This window comes from Arthrobacter sp. Bi26 (assembly GCF_918697925.1).
Taxonomy (GTDB): Bacteria; Actinomycetota; Actinomycetes; order Actinomycetales; family Micrococcaceae; genus Arthrobacter.
In genome coordinates, this window is record NZ_CAKKMF010000036.1 from 1 (window position 1) to 25745 (window position 25745).

Here is a 25745-nt window from a genome sequence, read left to right on the forward strand (position 1 = left end):
GGCCTGGACATATCCCCTTCATGCCCACTCCTTGCCGCGAACAATGAGCATGTCCCCCGGGCAGGTCCCCGGAGTCCGAAATGAATGAGCATGTTCCAGGCAAGAATGAGCCTGTCCCCAGGCCGGCCCGGCCAGCGTCAAAACTCACAGGACATGCCCTCCCCACGCCCCGAGGCCTGGACATATCCCCCATATGCCCACTCCTTGCCGCGAACAATGAGCACGTCCCGCGGAAAGAATGGGCATGTCCCGCGGGCCGGCCACCAGCCCACTTTTGGGCACAAAAAATGGACATGTCCTCCGGATGAGGGAGGGCATGTCCATTCTTTGTGCGGTTTGGTGGAACAGACCTTGGTGGAATAGACCTAGTGGAAGAAGTGGCGGGCTCCCGTGAAGTACATCGTGATGCCGGCGGCGTTGGCCGCGGCGATGACTTCCTCGTCCCGGACGGAGCCGCCGGGCTGGACGACCGCGCGGACGCCGGCATCGACCAGGATCTGCAGTCCGTCGGCGAACGGGAAGAACGCGTCTGACGCTGCCACCGCGCCGCGGGCACGCTCGGGTGCTTCGGACGCGTCGGTTCCGGCTGCCCCGCCGGCGGCATCGACGTCGGACTCCACGGTGACGCCGAGCGTGTTGGCGCGCTCGACCGCGAGCTTGCAGGAATCGAGCCGGTTGACCTGGCCCATGCCGATGCCGACGGCGGCACCGTTGTCCGCGAGCAGGATGGCGTTGGACTTGGCTGCGCGGCAGGCGGTCCAGGCGAACGCGAGGTCGGCCAGGGTGGCGGCATCGGCGGCGTCGCCCGCGGCAAGGGTCCAGTTCGCGGGGGTGTCGCCGTCGGCGTCGACCTTATCCGTGGCCTGGACCAGCATGCCGCCGGAGACCTGGCGGAACTCGGTCGGGTAGCGGCCGTATCCGTCGGGGAGGGCCAGGAGGCGGATGTTCTTCTTCTTGGACAGGATCTCCACGGCCTCTTCGTCGAAGCCCGGCGCGATGACGACCTCGGTGAAGATGCCGGCCACGGTGCGGGCCATGCCGGCCGTGACCGTGCGGTTAGCGGCGATGACGCCGCCGAACGCGGACACGGGATCGCAGGCGTGGGCCTTGGCGTGGGCGTCGGCGATGGGGTCCGCCGCGGAAGCGGAACCCACGGCCACGCCGCAGGGGTTGGCGTGCTTGATGATGGCGACGGCAGGCTCGGCGAAGTCGAAGGCGGCGCGCAGGGCGGCGTCGGCGTCGACAAAGTTGTTGTAGCTCATGGCCTTGCCGTGGATCTGGTCGGCCTGTGCGATGCCGGCCGGGGCGGCCTTGTCCACATACAGTGCGGCCTGCTGGTGCGGGTTTTCGCCGTAGCGGAGCACCTCGGAGCGTTCCAGGGCCAAGCCGGCGTAGGCGGGCCAGTCGATCACGCCGTCGCCGTCCTCGTCACGGAACTGGCTGGCGGTCCAGGTGGCCACGGCGGTGTCGTAGGCCGCGGTGTGCGCGAACGCCTTGGCGGCGAGCCGGCGCCGGGTCTTCAGGTCAAAGCCGCCCGAGGCGGCCGCCTCCACCACGGCACCGTAGGACGACGGGTCCACCACGATTGCGACGGCGGCGTGGTTCTTCGCGGCGGAGCGCACCATCGCGGGGCCGCCGATGTCGATCTGCTCGACGACGTCGTCCGGCGCGGCACCGGACTTCACGGTCTCCACGAAGGGGTAGAGGTTGACGACGACGAGGTCGAACGGCTCGATCTCCATGTCCGCGAGGGTCTGCATGTGGGCCGGGACGCGGCGGTCCGCGAGGATGCCGCCGTGCACGCGCGGGTGCAGGGTCTTGACGCGGCCGTCCAGCATTTCCGGGGAGCCGGTGACTTCCTCGACTTCCTGCACGGGGATCCCCGCGGCGGCGATCTTCTTGGCCGTGGAGCCCGTGGACACGATCTTGACGCCGGCGGCGTGCAGGCCTTGAGCGAGCTCCTCCAGACCGGTCTTGTCGTAGACCGAAATCAGTGCCCGGCGGATGGGAACTCGGTCGATGGATACACGGTCAAGCTGCGTGAAGCTCACAAAAGTCTCCGTCTTATATCGCGGCGGGGCCGCGGGTGGTGGGGATGCGGCCAGTTTATCGCGTCCCGGCGCCGGGCCGTCCCGCGCGCCAGAGTGTGAAGCACACCCGGGCCGCGGCCGGGGCACGTAGAGTTTTCACAGGAGGCCAAGATGAACACGTACACCACTGTGCCCAGCGGCGAACAGGTGGTCCAGGAGCTGCCGTGGCGGTGGAAGGTCCAAGGCCGGATCTTCCTGATCGGCGGACTGGGCTTCATGTTCGATGCCTGGGACGTCACCCTCAACGGCATCCTCATTCCGTTGCTGTCCAAGCACTGGTCGCTGAGCCCCGGCGATGCCGCCTGGATCGGCACCGCGAACCTGATTGGCATGGCCCTGGGCGCCTTTGTCTGGGGCACCATCGCGGACACCATCGGCCGCAAGAAGGCCTTCACCGCGACCCTGCTGATCTTTTCCATCTTCACCGTGCTCGGCGCGGTCTCCCCCGATTTTCTGTGGTTCGTCGTGTTCCGTTTCCTGGCCGGGTTCGGCCTGGGCGGCTGCATTCCGGTGGACTATGCGCTGGTGGGCGAGTTCACCCCCCGCAAACAGCGCGGCCGGGTGCTCACCGCGATGGACGGCTGGTGGCCGATCGGCGCGGCCCTCTGCGGTTTTGTGTCCGCCGGCCTCGTGGCCCTGTACGGGGATTGGCGGCTGACCATGCTGGTCATGGTGCTCCCGGCGCTGCTGGTGTTCTGGATCCGCCGCAGCGTGCCCGAATCCCCGCTGTTCCTGATCCGCAAGGGCCGCCGCGAGGAAGCCGCGAAGGTCATCGACAACCTGGTCCGGGCCACCGGCGCCGAGGCCCGGGTCTACAGCCTGCCCGAACCGCAGGATGCGCCCCGCCTCTCGGCAGGCAGCGCATGGACGCAATTGCGCGCCCTCTGGCAGTTCAACTGGAAGATCACGACGGCGGCATGGGCCCTCTTCTTCAGCATCCTGCTGGTGTACTACCTGTCGCTGACGTGGATGCCGCGGATCCTGATCGGCGCCGGCTTCGAGGAGTACAAGGCCTTCCTGACCACGGCGTCGATGGCCGCCGTCGGACTCCTCGGCGTGGTGGTGGCCGCGCTGCTGGTGGAGCGGGTGGGCCGCAAGTGGATCCTGGCGATCACCGGTCCGCTGTCAGCCCTGACGCTGGTGATTGTGGCGATCGTGGTGGACATCCCCACCGCCGCCGTGTTCTGGCTCCTCGTGTTCGGCTTTGTGGTGCAGGTGGCCATCCCGGTGCTCTATGCCTACGTCTCCGAGCTCTACCCCACGGAGCTGCGCGGCTCCGGCTTCGGCTGGGCCTCGACATTCTCCCGGCTCGGCGCCGGGTTCGGCCCGCTGATCTTCGCGGCTTTCCTGTGGCCGGAACTGGGGCTCGCGACGTCGTTCGCGCTGGCCGGCGTCCTGGTGCTGATCTCCGTGCTGTGGATGGCGTTCTTCGCCCCTGAAACCAAGCAGCGCCGGCTCGAATAGCGCGTCCACAGCACCCGTTGCGCTATCACTTCAGGCGGTTCTGGGTGCTGCGAGACCACCTCAAGTGATAGCGCATCGGGGAAATCAGGCGGGCGGGTCAGGCGGGGGCGTGCTGGGCCGCGGCCAGGGTCGCCAGGGTGGAGACCAGGAGCCGGCGCTCCACGACCTTGATGCGCTCGTGCAGGGATTCCTCGCTCTCGCCGTCCCCGATCGCCACGGCTTCCTGCGCGATGATGGGGCCGGTGTCCACCCCGGCGTCGGCCCAGTGCACCGTGCAGCCGGTGACCTTCACGCCGTAGGCCAGTGCATCGCGGACACCGTGGGCGCCTGGGAAAGACGGCAGCAGCGCCGGGTGCGTGTTGAGGTATTTGCCGCCAAACGCGTCGATGAAGTCCGCGCTGACAATCCGCATGAAGCCTGAGGACACCACCACATCCGGGGCGAAGCCGGCGACAGCCTCGGTCAGGGCCGCATTCCAGGCTGCCCGGTCCGGGTAGGCCTTGAAGTCCACCACGAACGTGGGAATCCCGGCGGCGGCGGAGCGCTCCACCCCGAAAGTCCCCGGCCGGTCCGCGCCGACGGCGGCGATCTCGACGTCGAGCGCGCCGGACGTCACCGCATCGATAACTGCCTGGAGGTTGGAGCCGGTGCCGGAAACGAGGACAACTATGCGCATGGTCCTAGCTTATGGGGCCGCTCGCGTAGGCTGGAAAACATGAATTCCCCCACGGACTCCGGCAGCGAGCCGGGCCGGCAACCCCGCGATACGGCTGTCAAAGAATCCGCGCGGCTGACCCACACCCTGTTCCGGCTGTTCATCGTCGCGGTCCTGGGCTCGTTCTTCGTCTTCCAGCTCGACGTGAGCTACCTGTGGCTGACGGCGCTCCTCACGGCGGCCGGGATTGTGCTGGGCGTCGTGGTGCTGATCCGGGCCGTGAAGTACAAGGAATCCCGGCTGGTCCTGTTCGGCACGATTTCCGGGCTGGTGGTCTCGGCGGTGATGCTGCTGGTGATCCTGGCCTCGACGCTGTTCTTCAACCAGATCCGCGACTACCAGCAGTGCGTCCGCCACGCCCTGACGGAGCAGTCAACGTCCGCGTGCAGGACGCAGCTGGAGAACTCCATGCCCACGGGGCTGCGCTAGCTGTTGCCTTAGCGGCTGCTGACCGTCTCCAGGTCCGCCTCACGCAGCTTCTGCTGGCGTTCCAGCCAGGGTCCGGCCGCGTACCCGATCACGACGCCGATCCCTACCTCCGCGGCAACGAACAGTGCCGTGCGGAGCGGATCCGGCCCGATCTCCGTCAGCCGCCCGATGCCGGCCGAGCCCCGGGCCAGCCAGGCGAGTCCCGCCGCGAGCAGCCCGGCGACGGAGCCGATCACCGCGCCCAGCACCAGGGTGGAGGCCGCGGCGGTAAACCAGCGGGCCCGGATCTTGATGGACAGCCATTCGTCGAAGTGGTTTTCGCCTTCGCGCAGGAACCACCAGCCGGCCAGCGCCCCGGCCAGCGCCGGCACCACCAGTGCCACGAAGCCGAAGTCGAGCGAGCCGGCCGGCAGCGCGGCGAACACCGGAATGGACGGCAGCGGCCCGACGGCGGTCCCGAGCGGTCCGGCCAGCGAGCCGACGCCCAGGGCGAAACCCGAGCCGCAGATCCATGCCAGGGCAAACACGACGAGGTTGGGCAGGAAGCCCAGCTGCACGATGGTGAGCACGCCGCCGCCCATGGCGCCGGCGTCGAGCCCTTCATAGACGGCCACCACCAGGTTCCAGTGGATGAAGAGGTCGACGGCGAGCAGCGCCGCCGACATCGCCAGGCTCGCCATCAGCGCCACCGATCCGGCTTTGATGGCCGAGCCCAGGTAGGACCCGGCCCAGCGGGAGTGCTGGCTGGTGCGGGACAGCCAGGCCACGGCGTCGACGCCGATCAGCCGGCTCCACGAGCCTGCCTCGCGGCGCGCGCCGACCACCATGCCGAGCCCGAACGGGATGAGCGGGATAAACGCGGCGGCCCAGAGGCTGATGCCGACGTCGGCCGTGCGGCAGACGAAGCCCGTGGCGATCCCGAACCCCGCGTACACCAGCCAGGACCCGAGCAGCGCCTGCCAGAGCTGGTCCGTGTAGGAGGCGCGGGCGAGGCGTCGTCCGGCGCGCCAGGCGAGCAGGAACGGGATGAGGGCCAGCCCCAGCGGAACGAGTGAGAGCGTGCCGGAATCCGGGTGCGCCGCGGACCCGGCACTGGCCGTATCCAGCAGCAGCGGAACGCCGTGGATCAGCAGCCAGGCCTGCCCGGCCAAACGAGCCAGCACGTCGAAGCCGCTGTTCTGGAATCCGGCCGTTGCCCAGACCGTGACGATCGGCGCCACCACCACGAGGGCGGAGATGACGGCGGCCTGGGCGGATTCGAGGCCGCCCTGCAGCCACAAAGGCATGGGCAGCCCACGTTGTCCGGTCTGATCAGCGCGCAGTTTCATCGAGATCCATGGTGCCATGCGCCCGGCATCCGGCCGGTTTCCGACAGGCACAACGCCCGGATCCGCGGAATTCGCCCTCATGGGCCGCCGAGCTTTTTCCAGACCCGGGCCGTAAAATTGTAAATGTCCGCAATCAGTGGTTGGAGGCAGAACATGACTACCGCATCTCCCCATGCGCATGGCGTTCATTTTGGTCGGACAGATGTACAGAACGTTGGCATGGGTGTAGGTATCGTCCTTTTAGTCGTAGGCGTCTTGGGGTTCATCCCGGGCATCACCACGAACTACAGCGAACTGAGGTTCTTCGGGCCCGATTCCAAGGCTATGTTCCTCGGCCTGTTCCAGGTGTCGATGTTGCTGAACATCGTTCAGCTCGCGATCGGCGCCGTCGGCCTGACCATGTCCCGGACCGCCTTGGGCGCCCGGAACTTCCTCATGGGCTCCGGCTTGCTGTACATCGTCCTTAGCATTTACGGGTTTATCGTCGGCGTGGATTCGGCGGCCAACTTCCTGTCGCTGAACACCATGGACAATTGGGCCTTTATGGTGATGGGCATTGCAATGGCCGGCGCAGGCTGGCTGATGTCGAGGCATATTGAAGAAGGTGTGGAGACCCGGTCATCAACCCCCGGGACATAGGGAGCCGCGAATGAGTAACGTTTCATAGAATCGAAAAAATTCGTACTACCTGCTGGTGCAGTGGTTTAGCGGAAACGCGGCGGCTGCACCAGCTTTCTGTGTGCCCGCTTCCTGCCTGCTCGGCACAGTTTCCGTCGACGGCGAAGCGTCCGGCCAGCCGGAAGGCCGGGACCTTGTGAGTCCCGGCCTTCCGTAATGCCTACGCACTTGCCGCTGGTCCCGCGGCTGGCAGTGCCGCGACTGACGCTGCCGCGTTAGGTGGTGCTGTGCTCCAGGCGGGGCGGAAGGGTGTCCCACTCCGTTTCAGCGGCCCGCATCCAGGGAAATGGCAGCAGCTCCTTGATCCGGACCTTCCCCACTTCGCCCTCGGCATCCACCAGGACGGACGTCTCGGTTCCGTATGAACGCAGCAGTTCCCGGCAGAGGCCACAGGGGTTCGTGACTTGGGGTTGTCCCTGTCCGTCCATACTGACGGCCACTACGGAGTGGATTGATGCCTCCTGCGCCATGCGGGCATTGGCGAGGGCGCTGGATTCGGCACACACGTTGATGCGCTTTGCGCCAATGTGGAGCCCGAGGTAGATAGCCCCCGACTCACCGCGCATGGCCGCGGCCACCCGGTGGTTCTCGCTGTGATGGGCGGTAAGCAACAGCCCACGAGCTGCCTCGTAAAGCTCCACGTCTGACACGTCGAGATCAAAGGAGATCACGTTTGCCTCCAGGCTGGTTCGGTCCGGGCGACTGGCGTCCATGAGTGTTCCTGCTTTCCTGTGTTCCTGCCCTGACCGTGTTCTTACCTGCCGATGAAGATGCCGTTTTTCTTCCGGGCCAGCAGGTAGAAGACGATGCTGAGCGCCGACAGGACGGCCACGTAGACCGGGAAGATCCAGGACGCGTTCACGGACTGGAGCCAGACCAGGAGGTAGGAGGCAGTGCCGCCGAAGAGAGCGACGCCCAGGCCGTAGCCGAGGGCAGTTCCGGCGCCGCGGATGGTCTTCGGCATGAGGGAGCTGCAGACGACGTTGTACAGGGTCATGTTAAGGACCAGCACGACGGAGCCGCCGAGGAGGACGGCCGCGAAGCCCGCGATGCCGGGCTTGACGTACATCAGCATCAGGAAGACGGACGGAATGGCGAGCGCGCGGGTGATCAGGAACCACTTGGAGATCGACTTGCCATCGCAGACCTTGCTGATGATGAGGCTTCCGATAACCAGCACGACGCCCAGGACGGTCGTGAGCGCGAAGACAGCGGTTGCGTCTTCCTTGAAGCCGCTGCGGGCCGCCGTCGGGAGGCCCGTGTTCCACGCGTAGTTGTACGCCTGCGCAGCTCCGACGACGAACGTGATGGCCAGCACGCTGAGCCAGTGCTTGCGCACCCCGCCCCAGACCTTTTTCGCGGAGTTGTCCGCCAACTCCTCGGGCTTCATGGTTTCCGGAAGCGTCCGGCGAAGGTAGACCACCACAAAGCCGAAGGCCGCGCCGACGATGAAGGGCACACGCCAGCCCCAGTCGGCCATGACGGCTCCGCCGAGCATCAGGGACGACAGGTAGCTGACCAGCGAGGCGAGCAGGATGCCCGCGTTGACGTAGAAGGAGATGATGCCCGCGACAAAGCCCTCGCGTCCCTCAGGGACGAGTTCGACGGCGTGGGCCGTGGACAGCGGAGCTTCAACGCCTGTGGAGATGCCCTGGATGATGCGGCAGACCAGCAGGATGACGCCGGCGGCGGCCCCGATCTGGTCGTAGGTGGGGCACAGGGCAATGATCAGGGTGGTGCCGGCCATCATCATGATGGACCAGAGCATCACCCGGCGGCGGCCTATCCGGTCGGCCAGGGTGCCGAGCATGATTCCGCCCAGCGGACGGAATGCGAAGCCGACGGCGAAGACTGCCAGTGCGCTCAGCGTGGCGGCAACGGGGTCCTGCGACGGGAAGAACTTCGGCCCGATGAATGCCGACAGAAGGCCAAAGACCATCCAGTCGTACCACTCCAGGGTGTTGCCTAGTCCGAGGCCCAGCAGCCCGCGGCGTACTTCCGGCGAGAGCCGGGACTTCCGGCCGCTCTCTAGGTCAATCTTGACGGCAGTGTCAGTCATGATACTTTTCCTTCCCCCGCGCCTTCGGGGCGCGGGAGGGTACGGATCACCGGCGGACGCCCTGTTGGGGTCACCGGTAATCGAAACTATCGTTTGGCTTGGTCCGCAGGGCGGGACCGGCTCACCACATGGGAGGCGAGTTAGCCCAGATAGCTACGCATGCCTCTTCGTAGCGATTGAATGCAAACGGGCCATCCAGCTCGGCAACATGGAACGGATCCCCGAAGGAACGCGTCCTGTTAACCGGCCAACATCGGGCTTGCGGATGGCTTGGCAGATGCCACTGCATCAGTACAAGGGAACGATCACGAACGCGGGCCGGGCGCGCCTTCCGCCAGAAGGTCGTTGCGCCCCGTCCCTGTTCGCTTAGCGTCGAACCCAAAGTGTTGCGGCTCACACAACTATATTGAAGTTCTTCACAGAGTCAACGATTTTCAGGAAAGTCCCGTCCCGCCGCAGCAGGTTGGCCGACAAAGCTGCACGTCAGGCGCCAATCCGGGCGGGAGAAGTAAAAATATTTACCAAAACCTTGATTCGCTAAAAGTTTTCACTATAGTTATGTGTGTCAGCTCACCAAGAGAAAGACGGGCCATGGCAACCGAAAGCGTCACGGGATCTTCCCCAGCCGGCACGAGCGTCCTCCTTGCCACCGTAGGCAACAAGGTCCGCAACATGCGCAAGGACAAAGGAATGACCCTTGCGAAGCTCTCGGAAGTCACCGGCCTCAGCCCGGCGATCGTAAGCCAGATCGAACGCGGCCTGGCCAATCCGTCTTTCACCACTTTGGCGCAGCTGGCGCACGGCCTGGACATCCCCGTGGGCAAGTTCTTCCTCGGACAGGAAGAAACCAGGTCCCCCGTAGTCCGCAAGGCCGAGCGGCGAAACCTCAAGGGCGTTACCAAGAAGTCTATGGGTGAGGCGGTCTTTGAACTGCTCACCCCGGACCTCAACGGTGCGCTGGAGGCCCAATGGATCGTGAGTCCGCCAGGCCACGACACCAGCGCCACTCCTTTCCGGCACAGCGGCGAGGAATTCGGCATCATTCTCTCCGGCCGGAAAGACGTCTTCCTGGACGGCGAAAAATACACCCTCGAAGCAGGCGATTCGATCACCTTCTCTTCGGATACGCCGCACTGGTACAAGAACAGCTACGAAGAGGTCTGCGTAGCGATCTGGGTTAACGCACCTCACGCGTGGTGATCAGCCGGCCCTAGCCGCCGTCGCCAACTCCGGTCCCGACACCCAAGGTGTCCGCCGGAACCTTATCTACACTCCGCAGCAAGGTCCGCAAGGGGCCGCGCTGCGTCATACCCTCTGCCGGGTGGATTTCACGGTCAGCGTCGCCGCAATCCCCTCCTGAGCACCGTCTTCCACGTCACCGGCCGCCCTTCCAACGGCACTCTCGCCGGAAAAGTTAGGATCCCCATGAACCCGTCTACAGCCATGTCGTCGCTGGAACTCAGCACCACCACGGCGGACCTCACCGCTCCCATCATTTCCCGCTCCGACGTCCTCGTGGTGGGCGGTGGCCCCGCAGGTGTGGCCGCCGCCGTCACCGCGGCCCGCTCCGGCGCCTCGGTCACGCTGCTGGAACGCTACTCCTCCCTCGGCGGCCTCGCCTCCGGCGGCATGGTGCTGGTCCTGGATGACATGATCAACGGCCAGGAAATCACCGTCACGGGCATCGTTTCCGAGTACGTCGAGCGCCTGCAGAAGCTGGGCCTGGCGATCGTCCCGCCCGCCGATGACCGCAAGACCTCCGAGGAACTGTGGAACAAGTGGGGCCGCTACGGCACCTTCGACTTCCACTCGCACACCACCCCCAAGCCGGTCTGCTACGCCGCCGCCTTCGACCCGGACGGCTGGAAGCGCGTCTCCAACGACCTCGTCCGCGAGGCCGGCGTCAACCTCCGCCTGCACTCCTGGTTCTCCCGCCCGATCGTGGACAACGGCGTCATGAAGGGCGTCATCTGCGAGACCAAGTCCGGCCCGCAGGCTTTCATGGCGGACATCGTCATCGACACCACGGGCGACATCGACGTCGCCTCCCGGGCCGGCGCCAGCTACGTCAAGGACAGCTACCTCACCACGCTCGTCTTCCGCCTCGGCAACGTGGACACCAACGCCGCGGAAGCGTTCGAACAGGCCAACCCGAAGGAAGCCCGCGCCATCAACCGCAGGATCAAGCGCCTCCTCGGCGGGGCCTGGGAACTGTGGTGGCTCAAGACCCCGATCGACGGCGTCGTCTGGTGCAACGCACCGCACATGACCGGCTTCGACGGCGTGGACCCGGCGGACATGACCGCCGCCGAGTTCGCCGCACGTGACCGCATCACCGAGGCGGTGGACTACGTCCGCGCCAACCTGCCCGGCTTCGAGAACTGCTACATGCTCGACGTCGCGTCCCAGATGGGCGTCCGGCAGACCCGGCTGCTGGAAGGCGAGTACGTCATGACCAAGGACGACGTCACCTCCCGCCGCCACTTCGCCGACACCGTGGCCCGCGGCCGCGACTACTACTACCCCTACCGCTCGCTGCTGCCCAAGGAAGTGGACCAGCTGCTGGTCGCGGGCCGGCACTACTCCGCCACCCCCGAGGCGCAGAAGATGTCCCGCGAAATCCCGCCCTGCATGGCCATGGGCCAGGCCGTCGGCGTCGCCGCCGCGCTGGCGGTCCAGACCGGCACCCTCGTCCGCGACGTCTCCGCTTTGGACATCCAGCAGGGCATGCGCCGGCACGGCGCGGACCCGGGCGACGTCCCGTCGTCGAACGCCACCGTTGACGCGGACGTGGCGGTGCCGGCATGAGCACCGTCATCGACGACCTGCTGTCAGGCACAACAACTGCAAGCACGACGGCGGCCACCGCCGCTGAACCCGCCGGCACCCCGCTCCCGCTCGATGGAATCAAGATCGTGGACTTCACGCAGGTGTTCATGGGCCCGTCCTGCACCCAGCTGCTGGGCGACTACGGCGCGGACATCATCAAGGTCGAACGCCCGGGCGCCGGGGACATCTCCCGCAACTCGTTCCCGGACAAGGACGGCCAGGACAACCCGATCTTCCTGTCCATCAACCGGAACAAGCGCAGCATCTCCGTGGACACCCGCACCGACGACGGCAAAGCCGTGCTCCGCCGGCTGCTGGCCGACGCGGACGTGGTGGTCAGCAACTTCCGCTCCGGCGTGATGGAGCGGATGGGCTTCGGCTACGAGGACCTCAAGGAGCAGAACCCGGGCATCATCTGGGCCTCCGGCACGGGCTTCGGCCCCGAGGGCCCCTACTCGCACAAGGGCGGCCAGGACGCGATCGCCCAGGCCTACTCCGGCGTGATGTGGCGGCGCGAGTCGGACGACGTCAAGCCGTCCATCTACCCCACCACGCTGTGCGACTACATCACCGGCATGCACCTGATGCAGGGCATCCTGCTGGCGCTGCGCACCCGGGAAACCTCCGGCGTCGGGCAGAAAGTGGAGGTGACCATGTACGACTCCATGTTGCACCTGCAGATGCAGGAGGCGTGCATGCAGCTCAACCGCGGCTACGAGGTCAACTGGGGCGCCATGCCGCTCAGCGGCGTCTTCGAAACCACCGACGGCGCCGTCTGCATGGTGGGCGGCTTCACCCCGGACCCGCTGCTGCGCATTTCCGAGGCCCTGGGCCTGGACGAGGACCTCACGCTCCGGCCCGAGTTCGCCAACCTGGAGCAGCAGTTCGAGAACAAGCCGGCACTGCAGGCGATTTTCCGCGAGCGCATCGCCACGAACACCACCGAGTACTGGACCTCCCAGCTGGAGGACCAGGGCCTGCTCAACGCCCCTGTGCACACGCTCGAGCAGACCCTGGCCGACGCGCAGACGCACGCCAACAACATGATCGTCGAGGCAGAACACCCCGGTGTCGGCACCGTGAAAATGCTCAACGCGCCCATCCGGCTCTCCGCCACCCCGCCCACCATCCGCCGGGTGGCCCCGCGGCTCGGCGAACACAACGTTGAGGTGCTGCTGGAGAACGGGTTCGACGCCGAGACCATCGAGCGCCTGCAGCAGCTGGGTGTGCTCCGGTGACGGCCACAACAGACTCCCCCGCGAAGACGATGCTGGACCAGGTCACCCTGACCATCGAGAACCACGTCGCCACCGTGGTGATCGACCGCCAGCACGTGCTCAACGCCGTCGACGGCACCGCCCAGGCCAGGCTCAACGAGATCTGGGACCAGCTCGAAGCCGATCCCGACGTCCGGGCCGTGGTCATCACGGGCGCCGGCATCCGGGCGTTCTGCGTGGGCGCGGACATGTCCGCCTCCGCCGTGGACAAAACGGGCCTTGAATACTGGGCGGGCCTGGACCCGAACGGCTTCGGCGGGCTCAGCCTGCGCACCACGCTGGACATCCCGGTGATCGCCCGGGTCAACGGTTACGCGCTCGGCGGCGGCATGGAGATCGTGCTCGGCGCGGACATCGTGATCGCCGCGGACACGGCCCGCTTCGGGCTGACGGAACCGCGCGTCGGGCGCCTGGCGCTCGACGGCGGCATCCACCAGCTGGTGCGCCGGATCCCGTACACCCAGGCGATGGGCATGCTCCTGACCGGGCGGAAGGCCGAGGCCGCGGAGATGCAGTCCATGGGCCTGGTCAACGAGGTGGTCCCCGCGGAGGAGCTCGACGCCGCGGTGCAGCGCTGGGTGGACCAGATCCTCGCCTGCGCCCCCACCTCCCTCCGGGCGGTCAAGCAGATGGTTACGCAGACCGCGCACCTGACCGCCGCCGAGGCCCGCGGGCTCCGGCTCCCGGCCCTCATGGCGGCGCTGGACAGCGAGGACTCAGCCGAGGGCGTCCGCGCCTTCCAGGAAAAGCGCCCGCCGCTCTGGCCTGGACATTAGGAGACGGACGCTAGCTGTTCCACCGCCTGATTTCCGGTGGCTGACGTTCAGCCGCTCGAAGAACAACAAGAGCTTAGAAGGAGAAACCAATGCGGGAGTCACTGACACCCGGCGTGTGGGGCGTCGTCGCCACACCGTTCCAGGGCAGCGCCCTGGATGTCGACACGGACAGCCTGGCCGGACTCGTGGGCTACTACGAGTCGATCGGCGCCACCGGACTCACGGTCCTGGGCGTGTTCGGCGAAGCCGCGGCCCTGACGGCAGCCGAGCGCAGCCTGGTCCTGGAAGTGGTCGTGGAGGAAACGCGCCTGCCCCTCGTGGCGGGGGTGACTTCCCTCTACACCGGCACGGCCGTCGATGAGATCCGCTCCATCCAGGCAGCCACCGGGGACCGGCTGGCGGCCGTCATGGTGCAGGCCAACTCCGCCAACCCCGGCGTGGTCATCACCCACCTGAACGCCATTCACCAGTCCACCGGCGCCAACGTGGTGCTGCAGGACTACCCCCTGGCCAGCGGCGTCAACATCAGCACCGAGGCACTGATCTCCGTGGTGCAGGCCTGCAGCTTCGTCACCGCGGTCAAGGCCGAGGCCCCGCCCACGTCGGTGGCGATCGCACACCTCACCGCAGCCCTCGACGTCTCCGTGTTCGGCGGCCTGGGCGGCCAGGGACTGCTGGACGAACTCATGGCCGGCGCCGCCGGGGCGATGACCGGATTCTCCTACCCGGAGGCGCTCACCGCCTGCGTGCGGGCCTGGCAGAAGGACGGCTACGAGGCCGCCCGGGATGCCCTGCTGCCGTACCTGCCGCTGATCAACTTCGAGCAGCAGGCCAAAATCGCGCTGGCGGTCCGCAAGGAATGCCTGCACCAGCGCGGACTGATTGCCGACGCCGGTGTCCGGGCCCCGGCCGAGGCCTTCCCGGAGGTTCTTCGGACCAGGCTGCGCACCCATCTGGCCGAGGCCGCCAAGGCCCTTGGCCCGAACCCGGCCATCGCCCTCACCACGGCGGGGAGGAACTAATGGACCTCGGAATCAGCGGGAAGACCGCCCTGGTGGCCGCTTCCACCGGCGGACTCGGCCTCGCCGTCGCCCGGGCCCTCGCGGCCGAAGGCGTACGCGTAGCCATCACCGGCCGGCGCCGCGAGCGGGCCGAGGAGATCGCGGCCGGCCTGCAGGCCGACGGGCACAGCGCCGTCGCCGTCGAAGCCGACCTCAGCACCGCCGACGGCGTCGCCGCCGCTGTCGAACGCACCGTGGACGCGCTCGGGCCCATCGACATCCTTGTCCTCAACGGTCCCGGACCGAAGCCCGGCGCGGCCGCCACCCTCGGCGCCGACGACATCGCCGCGGCGTTCGAACAACTGGTCAAACCGCACCACGCCCTGGTCTCACACATCCTGCCGGGCATGCGGGAACGGCGCTGGGGACGGATCCTGGCCGTCGGTTCCAGCGGCGTCGTGGCGCCGCTGCCCAACCTGGCCGTATCCAACACCGGCCGCGCGGCGCTGGCCGGCTACCTGAAGACCCTCGCGGCCGAGGTCGCCCTGGACGCCGTCACGGTCAACATGGTCCTTCCCGGACGCATCGCCACGGACCGCGTCGCGGAACTGGACCAGGCCGCTGCCAAGCGCCGCGGCACCACGCCCGAGGAAATCCAGCTGGAATCCCGCAAGACCATCCCCGCCCGCCGCTACGGCGAACCCGAGGAATTCGGCGCCGCCGCGGCGTTCCTCTGCAGCGCCCCGGCCTCCTACATCACCGGCGTGGCGCTGCGCTGCGACGGCGGCCTCATTCGCGGGCTCTAACCGACCCGCACGCACGCTCCCTGCTCCGACTCTCCCGAAGGAACACCATGACTTCCACGATCACCGACCACTCCACCAACTCCACCGAGCGGGACCTCATCACCGCCCGGCACCTCATCAACGGCGAATGGCTCGGCGGGGCGGACACCGAGCGGATGAACCCTGCCCGCCCGGGCGAGCTCGCCGCACTCTCCCCCAGCGGCACCGCGGCCGACGTCGACGCCGCCATCACCGCCGCCACCGCCGCGCAGCCTGCCTGGGCGGCCCTGCCCGCCCCGTCCCGCGGCGCCATCCTGATGGCCGCCGGAAACCTGCTCCTGGACCGCCAGGCGGCCATCGCCGAGGACCTCGTCCGTGAAGAGGGCAAGACCCTCGCCGAGGCCAAGGGCGAGGTCAAGCGCGCCGCCGACGTGCTGCGCTTCTTCGGCTCCCTCGGCTGGGCCGCCACCGGCGAGGTGCTGCCCAGCGGCCTGCCGGACACCACCATCACCACCCGCCGCGAGCCGCTCGGCGTCGTCGGGCTCATCACGCCGTGGAACTTTCCCATCGCCATCCCGGCCTGGAAGGCCGCCCCGGCGCTGATCAGCGGCAACGCCGTGGTCATCAAGCCTGCCGAGCTCACCCCGCTCTCGGCCACGCACTTGGCCCGGGCCCTGCAGGACGCCGGGCTGCCCGCCGGCGTGTTCAACGTGGTCCACGGCAAGGGCCGCGTGGTGGGCGACGTCCTGGCCCGCGACCCCCGCATTGCCGGGATGTCGTTCACCGGCTCCACCAACGTGGGCCTGGGCCTGCAGGAGATCCTCAACGCCCGCCGAGCCCGGGTGCAGCTGGAAATGGGCGGCAAGAACGGCGTGCTGGTCCTGGACGACGCCGATCCCCGCAAGGCCGCCCAGGTGGTGGCGGCCGGCGCGTTCGGCCTCACCGGCCAGGCCTGCACCGCCACGTCCCGCGTCTACGTCACGCCGGGCATCCGTGCTGCCTTCCTGGCAGCCCTGACGGAGGAGGCCGCGCAGTACACCGCCGGTGACGGGTTCGACGCAAAGATGGGCGCCGTCGTCAGCAGCCAGCAGTTCGAACAGAACCAGGCAGCGGTGCGCACCGCCGTCGAACGCGGCGCCACGCTGCTGCACGGCGAGTACGACGGCGGCACGGACGCCGGCTTCCGCTTCCCGGCCGCCATCCTCACGGACCTGCCCTTCGACGACGCCGCCGTGACCGAGGAGATCTTCGGTCCCGTGGTGGCCGTCCTCGAGGTCCCCGACTATGAGGCCGGGCTCGCCGCGATCAACGATTCCCGCTACGGCCTCACCGCCGGCATCTGCACCGACTCCCTGGCGTTCTCCACGGACTTCGCCGCCCGCGCCCAGGCCGGGGTCATCAAAGTCAACCGTCCGACCGCGGGCCTGGACCTGAACGTGCCGTTCGGCGGCGTCAAGGACTCCTCCACCAACACGTTCCGCGAACAGGGGAAGTCCGCGCTGGACTTCTTCACGTGGGGCAAAACCGTCTACACGGGCGTGTAGCCAGTCATGACGTACGTGATCGCCCAGCCCTGCGTGGATGTCAAGGACAAGGCCTGCATCGATGAATGCCCGGTGGACTGCATCTATGAGGGTGAACGTTCGCTCTACATCCACCCGTCCGAGTGCGTCGACTGCGGCGCCTGCGATCCCGTCTGCCCCGTGGAGGCGATCTACTACTCGGACGATGTCCCGGACGAGTGGGCCGATTACGTGCGCGCCAACGTGGAGTTCTTCGAGGAGCTGGGGTCGCCGCAAGGCGCCTCAGCCCTCGGAAACCTGCACCGCGACCATCCTGTGGTGGCGGATGCGCCCGCAACGGCCGGCGCCGTCGGCTGAGCCCGTGACTGTGGCGTTCAGCGCTTCGTGCCGGCGTTCTGTGATCGCTTGGTGTCGCTCCGCTACTGCGGGCGGGTGCGAGTTTGAGGTCCGTCAGCTCGCGGGGTCGTACTGGAACGCACGCACCTCGTGCGCGCCATTGTGTCGCCTCCTTGATCGCACTACACGGATGGAATACATCCTCGCGAATGGGCGCGCTACGCAACAGCCCCAGACCTCCCAGCCGACCGCCGACGATCCGCTGCGGGCGCCGCGTCAAACGGTGTGACGGTGATCAACTGGCGGGCCGCCAGGCAAACCGATCTGCACCCGTCGCGACCCGAGTCGCGCGAATCGTTGTTGGCGGGCGCTGGGCGCGGTAGCCTTGCAGCCATGCTGAGGCCGGTCGCGGAGGGTGTGCTGATCCACGAGAGCGAGTTCTGCCAGAGCAACGCCGTTGTGGTGCAAGGCCGGGCTGGCGTGTTGCTCATCGACCCCGGGGTGCACGGCTACGAAATGGCCTGCCTCGCGAACGACCTGTCCGATTCGGGCCAGACCGTTGTGGCAGGCTTCTCGACGCATCCTCATTGGGATCACCTGCTCTGGCACGCCGGGCTCGGCGCGGCGCCCCGTTACGGCACCGCGCGCTGTGCGGCTACTGTCCGGGATCGGCTGTCGGCCGGGCTCGATTCACGCCGGCTCGGCATCCCCGAGCAGGTACCGCTGGACCTGCTCGGCCTCATTACGGGCCTGCCCGCCGGGATGGCGCAGATTCCTTGGGATGGCCCTCATGTCCGGATTATTGAGCATCAGGCGCACGCCCCGGGCCATGCGGCGCTGTTGATTGAGGAACGAGGGGTTCTCGTCGCCGGCGACATGCTTTCTGATGTCTTGATTCCGATGCTTGACTTGAACGACACCGCTGACCCGATCGAGGACTACCTCGCCGCGCTGCGGCTGCTCGAGGGCGTGGCGGGCGACGTCGATGTCCTCGTCCCCGGCCACGGGTCCATCGGTGGAGCTGATCAGATACGCGCACGGATCGACCAGGATCGGGCGTACATGCACGCCTTGCGTGATGCCCATGTTCCCAGCGACCCGCGGATCGGCCCGTCGGCCATGCCCGGCTGGGACTGGGTGGGCGGCGTGCACGCAAGGCAACTCGAGCTCCTCGCCCGAAGAAGCGAGCGCGACGGGACGCCCGGCTAGCGATCGTCTTGCGAGCATGGGGGTGACATTTGGCGCTGCGAAAACGCCGCCACTTATCGCTGCGATTCACCGCCATTGAGTAATCGCTCGATGTCGCAGTTGTCGGCGGCAGGTGCCGTCTTACGTGGCATGGGATATGAGATGCAGAGGTTTCGAGACACACTTGTCAGCGCCCGAAGTCGTCTGCACCGATGTCCGAACTCGTCTGCGCCGGCATGGAGGGTCAGTCTGGGATCCGTTGTGCGATCGCGTTAACGAGGGCGCGGAGTTGAGGCATTTCAGCGCTGAGGCGTCGTTCGGTAAGCGCCGCCCGCTCGCACCGCTCACCGGTAGCGGGCGTTGAGGGACTCGATCGCGGATCGCGCGCCGGGTGGCACGCGCGGTCTCACGAACTCCAGCTTGGTGCTACGTGCTCGCAGCCGCCCGAAATCTGCGGATCGCAGCGATAAGTGGCGGCGTTTTCGCAGCGCTAAATGTCACCCCTGGTGCCTGGTAGACGATCGTCCAGCAGGCCCGCGTGCGAAAATGCTGGCATGCCGTCCCCGCAGTCACTGAGCGAAACTGATCGCCGCCTCGTCGCAGCGTGGGCGGCGGACTGTGCGGAGCGGGTCCTGGTCCTGTTCGAGACGGAGGCTCCGACCGACGGTCGACCACGTGATGCCATCGCTCGTACTCGGGCATTTGCTCACGGTGAACTTGATGCCGCCGGTGAAATTCGCCGGCGCTTCGTTGCTGGTCGGGCCGCGCACGCGGTTAGCTCTCCTGCGGCTGTGGCGGCCGCCCGGGCTGCTGGACAAGCTGCCGGGGTCGCTCACATGGGCGCGCACGCTCTCGGCGCAGCCGCCTACGCCGCGAAAGCGGCCGGGCTGGCCGCTCCGAATCAGCCCACGGCCATCTCCGACGAGATCTCTTGGCAACTCGAGCACATGAATGCTCAAGTGAGGGCGGCGCTTCAGCAGTTGCCACCACTTGGTGAAGACTCCGCGGGCCCGCTCGGTACCGGACTTCTCGCGTCGGGCATTCTCGGGTCGATCATTCGGAAGATTCAGGCCGCTATGGACAATTTCTCGCCACAGGAGGGTGCCCGGTAGGCGAACGGCTTACGGGCGGGGTCGAGAGCGAAAGTAAAGGAACCGGAAACTGCTAGGGCGTCTGACAAACCCGCGACGGGTTGACCAGTGATGCCCCGCGCACGAAAATGCGAACCATGAGTGATCATCGCAGCCTTTCCGAACCGGCTCCGTTCACCGCCGATGACTTCGCCGAGCGGTTGCGGCGAGCAGCCCACGCCGCCCAAGATGCCGGGCTCGACGGCATCCTGGTCACTCCCGGACCGGACCTGCTGTACCTCACCGGGTATGCCCCCGTGGCCATCACTGAACGCATCACCATGCTCGTGATCCCCGTCGACGCGGAGCCCGCCATGATCGTTCCGAGGCTCGAGAGGCCCGACGCGGAAGCGGCCGCCGGCGCCTCGATTCTGCGGATCACCGACTGGACCGACGGGAGCGACCCTTACACGGAATCTGCGATGCTGATGGCCGGCACCGGACGTTATGCCGTCTCTGACTCGGCCTGGGCCATGCACCTCCTCGGCCTGCAGGATCGACTGCCCAAGTCGTCCTACGTCTCGATGACGACCGCCCTGCCGATGCTTCGGGCAATCAAGGATGACGACGAGATCGAGCGGCTGGCGGCGGCCGGCGCGGCCGCAGACCAGGCGTACGAGGAGATCGTCACCGTGCGGTTCGCTGGGCGCAGCGAGACCGACGTCGGCTCTGATCTCGCCGACCTCCTTCGCCAATTCGGTCATTCGCAGGTGGACTTCACCGTCGTCGGTTCAGGTCCGAATGGAGCCAACCCTCACCACGAGATCGGCCCGCGGATCATCGAGGACGGAGACATGGTGGTCCTCGACTTCGGCGGCCTCAAACACGGCTACGGATCAGACACGACGCGGACCGTGCACGTCGGCGAACCCACCGCCGAGGAGCGTGAGGTTCACGACGTCGTCAGACACGCACAGCAGGCCGGGTTCGAGGCCGTGCGGCCAGGCGTCGAGTGCCAGGAGATCGATCGCGTGTCCCGGGCGGTGATCACTGAAGCCGGCTACGGCGACTACTTCATTCACCGCGTCGGGCACGGAATCGGACTGACGACTCACGAGCCGCCGTACATGGTCGAGGGCGAAACCCAGATCCTCCACCCCGGCATGTGCTTCTCGATCGAACCCGGAATCTACCTGCCGGGCAGGTTCGGCGTACGGATCGAGGACATTGTGACGGTCGTTCCCGACGGCGGACGGCGACTCAATCAGACCTCGCACGAGATGAGAATCGTCCACTAGTTAGCCGACGTGGTCCACGATCTGACGTGGCGCACTGCCAGCGGAATGCCCGGCGCGGTGAACCGGACGTCCACGGGGACGTCGAGGGTCGTTTCATTCAGTGTTGTGGTCACGGTGTATGCGCTCTCTGTTTCGCCTGCAGCCTGCCGGCCTGCTCTGATCCCATAACAGAACCAGCATCCCCGCGGTATCACTGGTTGGCGAAGCAAAACAGATCCTCGGTAGCTAAATGGGTGATGCCGTGCCGCAGCGTGACATACCCCCCTCTGCATCAAGCTGTGGCGGGCCGGCAATGTGACTCGCAGCGATAAATGGCGGTCCTTTCGCAGCGCTATTTGTCATCTCGCAGCCCGCAAGGGGATCGTGCAGCGGGCGGTCAGGCCGGGTTAGCTGCAGAATTCGAGGCAAGGACGTCTTTGCGGATTGCCCAACGGCCGATGGCTGCCGCTGCGCCAACGGTGGCCCATGGGATCAGTAGCCAGGGCTGCCAGCCGAGGCCCAGGGCGCTTCCGAGCAGCCAGAACACTAGGGTGGGCACCGCGAAAAAGGCTCCGATGTGGATCCATTGATTCCGGACCGGGCGCAACAGATAGGCCAGCACCCAGGCCAGTGGCGCCGCGACCACCAGGGAAACTCCGAAGCCATACAGAATCGCCATGCCCAAAAAGCCCCATACGTGGCCGGCGTCGGTGCCGTCCCGCGAGGCGGGCACGCCATAGCCTGCCGCCACCAGGAGAAGTAGCACGCCCACCCAGAGCGAGGTGGCGATGAGCCAGCCCTTGATGAACGCGTACGCATCCAGCACCACTCTTTGTGACCGAACTGCCTGCGGCCGCGCCGCATCCCCCAATGCCATGGGCTTAGCCTACCGATGCGCAAAAGTTTCCCGCCCGTGCCGAGGGTGCGGCCGTCTGATAGGGGATCCTTCACGGGTCAGCTCAGTTGAAACGCGGAGCGAAGGCTATTGCATCCAGATCATTGGCAGTTACGGTGGCTCCATGAGGGACAGGACGCTGCCGATCATATGCGGGACGACAGAGTTCAATGACGCCCTCGACCACGACAAGACGGAAGGCTGGCGCCGTGCGGAAACTAATCTACGGCATGAATCTGACCCTGGATGGCTACATCGCCGCGGCCGGCGACGACATCGGCTGGGGCGGGCCGAGCGACGAACTGTTCCAGTGGTGGCTCGACCAGGAGCGGGCTAGCAGCCTGTCGCTGTACGGGCGCAAGCTCTGGGAGACAATGAGCTCCTACTGGCCGACCGGCGACCAGCAGCCAGACGCCACCCCGGCGGAGATCGAGTTCGCGCGGAACTGGCGGGACACGCCGAAGGTGGTGTTCTCCTCGACGATCGACAGGGTCGACTGGAACACCCGCCTGGTCAGCGGCGACGCGATCGCCGAGATCACTCGGCTCAAGGCCGGGGACGGCGGCCCGATGAGCGTCGGCGGCGCAACGCTCGCCGGGGCGGCCATGCGGGCCGGGCTGATCGACGAGTACGTGCTGGCCACCCATCCGGTCCTGGTCGGCGGCGGCACTCCGTTCTTCACCGCGCTGGACAGCTGGGTGAACCTGGACCTGGTGGAGACGCGGACGTTTCCCGGCGGCGTGGTCCTGACCAGGTACGAGACGAGGCGCTGAGCGCAATTCCTCCGCGCGGTCGGGGAAGTATTCCACCACCAGCGGCCCCACGTCGGCGGGCAGCAGATAGTCCGGAATGTGCCTGCGCACCGCCCCGGCGACCTCAGCCTTCAACAGAAACGGTTGCGCCACAATATGGCCCACCGAGCCATCGAAGTCCGCGAACAGCAAACGCGCCAACTCCAATTGGGACTCGCAGATCACCAGATCCCGCTCCGCAGTGTGGCGTCGATGATGGTCCCTTGAACGACACCGAATTGTGCGACCCACGCGAGAAAACTGGCCTATCCGCACACTAGCTCCGCCTCCGCGAGCAGCACCACAAAGTGATCCCTTTCAGTGACGTGGTGCCACGCTGAAGCACCAGCAGGCAGCTCTGCCCGTAAGCCGAACGCTCAGCGGGACGCGGCGGAAGATATCAGCCGGCTGTCGGCTCCTCATCGTTGGCGACAGCCTCGATCCAATCCACAGCCTCGTCGGAAAGCTGGGGACCGTCTCCTGATTCGCCAGCCCACCACTCAGAATCGGTCACGCCGCCCGTAGTCGCCATGATGTCGGCGATGACATGCGGCGGCAGCGGCTCGCCGTTGTGCTCAATGAGCCAGCGGCGTGTTTCCGCATCGACCAGAGGCCACCACTCGAAGATGTTCATCGACGCAGTGTTGCACCGACGAAGTCCTGTGTACAGGTTCCGCCGTGGGACGAGCTCCGGAGGAAAGGACCTTGGCGGCCGACCCCGCCGGGTCACCGACAGTCAGATTCGACGCGCTGTCCGCCTGGTCGAAGGCGGTCAGCCCGCTGCGCAGGTTGCCCGCGATCTCGGAATGTCCCGAGCAACGTTTTATAGACGGGTCGCGAGCACTCAAGGGACTAGCCGCGTCGCATCCTCCCTGAAGGCGACACCAAGCGATCACAGAACGCCGCCGAAGAGCTATCAAATCCACACCCGTGACCTATGGCTCTGGTCTCCTGACGCCCGCCTGAGGAGCATCACAAGGGTCAGGACTGTGCCCGGCCAGGGGCATCCTCCTACGCCGACCACAAACCCGCCCTGCAAGAAGGACCATCATGTCGGTGGCCTGGACTCGAGCATCGTTCCGCCGGCTCACGGCCGCGATCGTCGCCGTCGTGCTCGCGGCGGCGACGGGCGGGTGCAGTCCCGGGCCCCAGCCGCCGGCGCAGCCGGTGTCGCCCGATTCCGGCTACCGGGCCATGCTGGAACAGTTCAGCAGGAGATTGCTCGACGACGGCGCCCCGGCCGTGCTCATCCAGCTCCGCGTGGGCGGGGACGAGTGGTCCGCGGCCTACGGTGTTCGAAACCTGGCCAGCCATTCCCGGGCCGAAATAACGGACCCTGTCCACGTGGGCGGCATCACCAAATCCATGGTGGCGGTCTGTGTGCTCCGACTGGCCGAGGAAGGCCGGCTGGAGCTGGACGCACCGGTCAGCACCTACCTGCCGGAGTTTAACAAGGTGATGCACCCGCCGGGACCTGTCACCGTCCGCCAACTGCTGCAGCACCGCTCCGGCATGCCGTCCGTGGACGGGCCGTTGTTCGATCCGGCCACCGTGCGGGAGGCCCTGACCACCAGGGTGAGCCTGGCGGACCTGCTGGCCATGGCGGGGCGGATATCGTGGCAGGCCAAGCTGGCCCAGGGATTTGAGTACTCCAACTCGAACTACATTGCCCTGGCGCTGATCGTCGAGCGCCTGAGCGGCCGCCGGATCGGCGAGGTGATCAGCACCGACATCATCCAGCCGCTTGGCCTGAGCGAAACTTCGATGACGGCCGTCGGGCCGCCGCCGTCGTCCATGATCCACGGCTACATCGCGCTGGACCGCAAACAACTCGATGTCACGTACCCGGCCGCCCAGATCGACAACGCCGCCGGCGGCATGGTGTCCTCCGTGGCGGACGTGAATACGTTCTACCGCGCATTGCTGCAGAACCGGCTGCTCAAGCCGGACACGATCGCGCAAATGGAGAGCCCGCTCTACGCCAGGTACGGACTCGGCGTGGTCCGCTGGAACGACCTCTGCACCAACAACTTCTACTACGGCCATCCCGGCGACGTGCCCGGCTACGGCACCATCGCCATGACCAGCGCGGACGGAACCCGGCAGCTCACCATGGCCGTGGCCTACCCGCCGGAACCGCTCCGGTCCGGGGACACCCGCATCCTGCACCAGATGGAATCCATCGCGGAGGACACCCTCAACGCGACGTGCCAGACCGGGCCGACAGGGCCCCTCAACAATGCCGCAGGAAGTCCGGGCTAACGGCGGCAGTCTCTGTGACAGGCAGGCGTCTCTGTGACCAGTAGTCGTCTCCGTGACAATCAGGCAAAAGTCACTGCGACAATGGGCAGATGACAGCCATCATCCTCGTCTGGAACCCCGACGAATGGAACGAATGGACCTACCCGGCGGTCTTGGAAGAGGTCGCCGAAACCGGCCGGTTCCTGGCCAGCTGGGAGGTCGGCACTACAGATTTCGCTACCTCCGGCGCGGACGCGTGGCTGGTGCTCCAGGGCCGCCACGGGCGCGGCCTGATCGGCCACGGCGTTATCGTCTCGGAGCGGCCGGCGCCACGCCTCCAAGCACCGGACGCCGCGGGCACCGCGGAGGACTGGTCCCCGCTCTACGTCCGGGTGGCCTTCGACGCCCTCCTGCCTGCCGGGGACCAGATCCCGCCCGCAGTCCTCCAGGAGACCGTGCCCGGCCTCGACTGGGAAGCTCTGCCCGGCCCCGCGCTGGCGGTCGAACCGCCCGTCGCGCCCCTGATCCGCGGACTCTGGCGAGAGTTTGGCCCGCCGCCGGGGGCCGACCCCACCCAGCCGGTGCCCGGAACCGTCACGTCGGCGGCGGTCAGCCGGGTCGAGGTGAACCGGTATGAGCACAGTCCGGACGCGCGGCGGGCCTGCATCGCCCATCATGGGACCAGTTGCGCCGTGTGCGGGTTCTCCTTTGAAATCGCCTACGGGGACATCGGCAAGGACTTCATCCCGGTCCACCATCTGGTCCCGGTGTCACAGCTGGGCAGCACCTATGAACTTGATCCCGTCACGGACCTCGTGCCGCTCTGCGCCAACTGCCATGCCATGGCGCACCTCGGGGTGACGACGCCGCGCACGGTCGCGGAGCTGCGCCGGGCCATGGCCGGAGCCGGGTACCTGACCGGGCAGGCGCTGACCCAGAAAGAGCTCCAGGCCCAGCAGGACGCCCGGCGGATCCTTAATCAGCAGTAGCGTT

At 67.0% G+C, this 25745-nt stretch carries 24 protein-coding genes and 1 pseudogene; 18 read left to right on the forward strand and 7 right to left on the reverse strand.

Features of this window, described 5'->3' with window-relative positions:
- Positions 1-365: 365 nt before the first annotated feature.
- Complete coding sequence (gene purH / locus LQV16_RS11340; protein ID WP_229993993.1) at positions 366-2051, reverse strand: bifunctional phosphoribosylaminoimidazolecarboxamide formyltransferase/IMP cyclohydrolase; 1686 nt, start codon at positions 2049-2051, stop codon at positions 366-368.
- A 150-nt stretch (positions 2052-2201) separates the two neighbouring features.
- On the opposite strand from purH, the gene LQV16_RS11345 reads away from it, so the two are divergent.
- Positions 2202-3554 (forward strand): MFS transporter, encoded by a 1353-nt coding sequence (locus LQV16_RS11345; protein ID WP_229993994.1) that lies wholly within the window; start codon positions 2202-2204, stop codon positions 3552-3554.
- 97 nt (positions 3555-3651) lie between these two features.
- On the opposite strand, the gene purN is transcribed toward LQV16_RS11345, so the two are convergent.
- Complete coding sequence (purN, locus tag LQV16_RS11350) at positions 3652-4230, reverse strand: phosphoribosylglycinamide formyltransferase (protein ID WP_229993995.1); 579 nt, start codon at positions 4228-4230, stop codon at positions 3652-3654.
- A 39-nt stretch (positions 4231-4269) separates the two neighbouring features.
- On the opposite strand from purN, the gene LQV16_RS11355 reads away from it, so the two are divergent.
- Entirely contained in the window at positions 4270-4698 is a 429-nt protein-coding gene (locus LQV16_RS11355) for a hypothetical protein (protein ID WP_229993996.1), read from the forward strand.
- 8 nt (positions 4699-4706) lie between these two features.
- Here LQV16_RS11355 and LQV16_RS11360 read toward each other — a convergent pair whose 3' ends face one another.
- Entirely contained in the window at positions 4707-6026 is a 1320-nt protein-coding gene (locus tag LQV16_RS11360) for a DUF6350 family protein (protein WP_229993997.1), read from the reverse strand.
- A gap of 153 nt (positions 6027-6179) precedes the next feature.
- Here LQV16_RS11360 and LQV16_RS11365 point away from each other — a divergent pair, with 153 nt between their 5' ends.
- Positions 6180-6665 carry a DUF4383 domain-containing protein gene (locus tag LQV16_RS11365; protein ID WP_090583425.1) on the forward strand — a complete coding sequence of 162 codons (486 nt, stop codon included), beginning with the start codon at positions 6180-6182 and terminating at the stop codon, positions 6663-6665.
- Positions 6666-6919: 254 nt separating this feature from the next.
- On the opposite strand, the gene LQV16_RS11370 is transcribed toward LQV16_RS11365, so the two are convergent.
- On the reverse strand, positions 6920-7417 hold the full coding sequence (locus LQV16_RS11370) for a hypothetical protein (protein WP_229993998.1): 498 nt from the start codon (positions 7415-7417) through the stop codon (positions 6920-6922).
- A 41-nt stretch (positions 7418-7458) separates the two neighbouring features.
- Positions 7459-8763: an MFS transporter gene (locus tag LQV16_RS11375; RefSeq protein ID WP_229993999.1), complete on the reverse strand. Its 1305-nt coding sequence runs from the start codon at positions 8761-8763 to the stop codon at positions 7459-7461.
- A 591-nt stretch (positions 8764-9354) separates the two neighbouring features.
- Here LQV16_RS11375 and LQV16_RS11380 point away from each other — a divergent pair.
- From LQV16_RS11380 to LQV16_RS11430, 11 genes are all read left to right on the forward strand, one after another.
- Positions 9355-9963 (forward strand): cupin domain-containing protein, encoded by a 609-nt coding sequence (locus LQV16_RS11380; RefSeq protein WP_229994000.1) that lies wholly within the window; start codon positions 9355-9357, stop codon positions 9961-9963.
- A 225-nt stretch (positions 9964-10188) separates the two neighbouring features.
- Positions 10189-11571: an FAD-dependent oxidoreductase gene (locus tag LQV16_RS11385; protein WP_229994001.1), complete on the forward strand. Its 1383-nt coding sequence runs from the start codon at positions 10189-10191 to the stop codon at positions 11569-11571.
- Positions 11568-12830, forward strand: a complete 1263-nt coding sequence (locus tag LQV16_RS11390) for a CoA transferase (RefSeq protein WP_229994002.1) — start codon at positions 11568-11570, stop codon at positions 12828-12830. The genes LQV16_RS11385 and LQV16_RS11390 overlap by 4 nt, the downstream gene beginning before the upstream one ends.
- A gap of 29 nt (positions 12831-12859) precedes the next feature.
- Positions 12860-13645, forward strand: a complete 786-nt coding sequence (locus LQV16_RS11395; protein WP_229994025.1) for an enoyl-CoA hydratase-related protein — start codon at positions 12860-12862, stop codon at positions 13643-13645.
- An 89-nt stretch (positions 13646-13734) separates the two neighbouring features.
- Complete coding sequence (locus LQV16_RS11400) at positions 13735-14667, forward strand: dihydrodipicolinate synthase family protein (RefSeq protein ID WP_229994003.1); 933 nt, start codon at positions 13735-13737, stop codon at positions 14665-14667.
- The gene (locus LQV16_RS11405; RefSeq protein ID WP_229994004.1) at positions 14667-15452 is read left to right on the forward strand and encodes an SDR family oxidoreductase; all 786 of its coding nucleotides are present in this window, start codon (positions 14667-14669) and stop codon (positions 15450-15452) included. The genes LQV16_RS11400 and LQV16_RS11405 overlap by 1 nt, the downstream gene beginning before the upstream one ends.
- A 47-nt stretch (positions 15453-15499) precedes the next feature.
- The gene (locus LQV16_RS11410; protein ID WP_229994005.1) at positions 15500-16975 is read left to right on the forward strand and encodes an aldehyde dehydrogenase family protein; all 1476 of its coding nucleotides are present in this window, start codon (positions 15500-15502) and stop codon (positions 16973-16975) included.
- A 6-nt stretch (positions 16976-16981) separates the two neighbouring features.
- Entirely contained in the window at positions 16982-17311 is a 330-nt protein-coding gene (fdxA, locus tag LQV16_RS11415) for a ferredoxin (protein ID WP_090583443.1), read from the forward strand.
- Positions 17312-17683: 372 nt separating this feature from the next.
- Complete coding sequence (locus LQV16_RS11420; protein WP_229994006.1) at positions 17684-18499, forward strand: MBL fold metallo-hydrolase; 816 nt, start codon at positions 17684-17686, stop codon at positions 18497-18499.
- Between the two features lie 533 nt (positions 18500-19032).
- The gene (locus LQV16_RS11425) at positions 19033-19590 is read left to right on the forward strand and encodes a putative immunity protein (protein WP_229994007.1); all 558 of its coding nucleotides are present in this window, start codon (positions 19033-19035) and stop codon (positions 19588-19590) included.
- 116 nt (positions 19591-19706) lie between these two features.
- The gene (locus LQV16_RS11430; protein ID WP_229994008.1) at positions 19707-20846 is read left to right on the forward strand and encodes an aminopeptidase P family protein; all 1140 of its coding nucleotides are present in this window, start codon (positions 19707-19709) and stop codon (positions 20844-20846) included.
- 376 nt (positions 20847-21222) lie between these two features.
- Here the strand turns inward: LQV16_RS11430 and LQV16_RS11435 are convergent, their stop codons facing one another.
- Positions 21223-21702 carry a hypothetical protein gene (locus LQV16_RS11435; protein WP_229994009.1) on the reverse strand — a complete coding sequence of 160 codons (480 nt, stop codon included), beginning with the start codon at positions 21700-21702 and terminating at the stop codon, positions 21223-21225.
- A 227-nt stretch (positions 21703-21929) separates the two neighbouring features.
- On the opposite strand from LQV16_RS11435, the gene LQV16_RS11440 reads away from it, so the two are divergent.
- The gene (locus LQV16_RS11440) at positions 21930-22493 is read left to right on the forward strand and encodes a dihydrofolate reductase family protein (RefSeq protein WP_229994010.1); all 564 of its coding nucleotides are present in this window, start codon (positions 21930-21932) and stop codon (positions 22491-22493) included.
- A gap of 418 nt (positions 22494-22911) precedes the next feature.
- Here LQV16_RS11440 and LQV16_RS11445 read toward each other — a convergent pair whose 3' ends face one another.
- Positions 22912-23145 (reverse strand): hypothetical protein, encoded by a 234-nt coding sequence (locus tag LQV16_RS11445; RefSeq protein WP_229994011.1) that lies wholly within the window; start codon positions 23143-23145, stop codon positions 22912-22914.
- Between the two features lie 61 nt (positions 23146-23206).
- On the opposite strand from LQV16_RS11445, the pseudogene LQV16_RS11450 reads away from it, so the two are divergent.
- From LQV16_RS11450 to LQV16_RS11460, 3 genes and pseudogenes are all read left to right on the forward strand, one after another.
- Positions 23207-23383: pseudogene (locus tag LQV16_RS11450) on the forward strand (helix-turn-helix domain-containing protein); the annotation flags it as partial.
- 178 nt (positions 23384-23561) lie between these two features.
- Positions 23562-24773, forward strand: coding sequence for a serine hydrolase domain-containing protein (locus LQV16_RS11455; protein WP_229994012.1), 1212 nt, complete (start codon positions 23562-23564; stop codon positions 24771-24773).
- Between the two features lie 89 nt (positions 24774-24862).
- Entirely contained in the window at positions 24863-25741 is an 879-nt protein-coding gene (locus LQV16_RS11460) for an HNH endonuclease (protein ID WP_229994013.1), read from the forward strand.
- The last annotated feature ends 4 nt before the right edge of the window (positions 25742-25745 follow it).

Coding starts and splice junctions, on each gene's coding strand:
- LQV16_RS11380 (WP_229994000.1), top strand. CDS start 9,355: ATGGCAACCGAAAGCGTCACGGGATCTTCCCCAGCCGGCACGAGCGTC.
- LQV16_RS11460 (WP_229994013.1), top strand. CDS start 24,863: ATGACAGCCATCATCCTCGTCTGGAACCCCGACGAATGGAACGAATGG.
- LQV16_RS11390 (WP_229994002.1), top strand. CDS start 11,568: ATGAGCACCGTCATCGACGACCTGCTGTCAGGCACAACAACTGCAAGC.
- LQV16_RS11385 (WP_229994001.1), top strand. CDS start 10,189: ATGAACCCGTCTACAGCCATGTCGTCGCTGGAACTCAGCACCACCACG.
- LQV16_RS11395 (WP_229994025.1), top strand. CDS start 12,860: ATGCTGGACCAGGTCACCCTGACCATCGAGAACCACGTCGCCACCGTG.
- LQV16_RS11420 (WP_229994006.1), top strand. CDS start 17,684: ATGCTGAGGCCGGTCGCGGAGGGTGTGCTGATCCACGAGAGCGAGTTC.
- LQV16_RS11355 (WP_229993996.1), top strand. CDS start 4,270: ATGAATTCCCCCACGGACTCCGGCAGCGAGCCGGGCCGGCAACCCCGC.
- LQV16_RS11445 (WP_229994011.1), bottom strand. CDS start 23,145: ATGAACATCTTCGAGTGGTGGCCTCTGGTCGATGCGGAAACACGCCGC.
- LQV16_RS11360 (WP_229993997.1), bottom strand. CDS start 6,026: ATGAAACTGCGCGCTGATCAGACCGGACAACGTGGGCTGCCCATGCCT.
- LQV16_RS11370 (WP_229993998.1), bottom strand. CDS start 7,417: ATGGACGCCAGTCGCCCGGACCGAACCAGCCTGGAGGCAAACGTGATC.
- LQV16_RS11405 (WP_229994004.1), top strand. CDS start 14,667: ATGGACCTCGGAATCAGCGGGAAGACCGCCCTGGTGGCCGCTTCCACC.
- LQV16_RS11345 (WP_229993994.1), top strand. CDS start 2,202: ATGAACACGTACACCACTGTGCCCAGCGGCGAACAGGTGGTCCAGGAG.
- LQV16_RS11365 (WP_090583425.1), top strand. CDS start 6,180: ATGACTACCGCATCTCCCCATGCGCATGGCGTTCATTTTGGTCGGACA.
- LQV16_RS11375 (WP_229993999.1), bottom strand. CDS start 8,763: ATGACTGACACTGCCGTCAAGATTGACCTAGAGAGCGGCCGGAAGTCC.
- LQV16_RS11430 (WP_229994008.1), top strand. CDS start 19,707: ATGAGTGATCATCGCAGCCTTTCCGAACCGGCTCCGTTCACCGCCGAT.
- LQV16_RS11410 (WP_229994005.1), top strand. CDS start 15,500: ATGACTTCCACGATCACCGACCACTCCACCAACTCCACCGAGCGGGAC.
- fdxA (WP_090583443.1), top strand. CDS start 16,982: ATGACGTACGTGATCGCCCAGCCCTGCGTGGATGTCAAGGACAAGGCC.
- LQV16_RS11435 (WP_229994009.1), bottom strand. CDS start 21,702: ATGGCATTGGGGGATGCGGCGCGGCCGCAGGCAGTTCGGTCACAAAGA.
- LQV16_RS11425 (WP_229994007.1), top strand. CDS start 19,033: ATGCCGTCCCCGCAGTCACTGAGCGAAACTGATCGCCGCCTCGTCGCA.
- purN (WP_229993995.1), bottom strand. CDS start 4,230: ATGCGCATAGTTGTCCTCGTTTCCGGCACCGGCTCCAACCTCCAGGCA.
- LQV16_RS11400 (WP_229994003.1), top strand. CDS start 13,735: ATGCGGGAGTCACTGACACCCGGCGTGTGGGGCGTCGTCGCCACACCG.
- LQV16_RS11455 (WP_229994012.1), top strand. CDS start 23,562: ATGTCGGTGGCCTGGACTCGAGCATCGTTCCGCCGGCTCACGGCCGCG.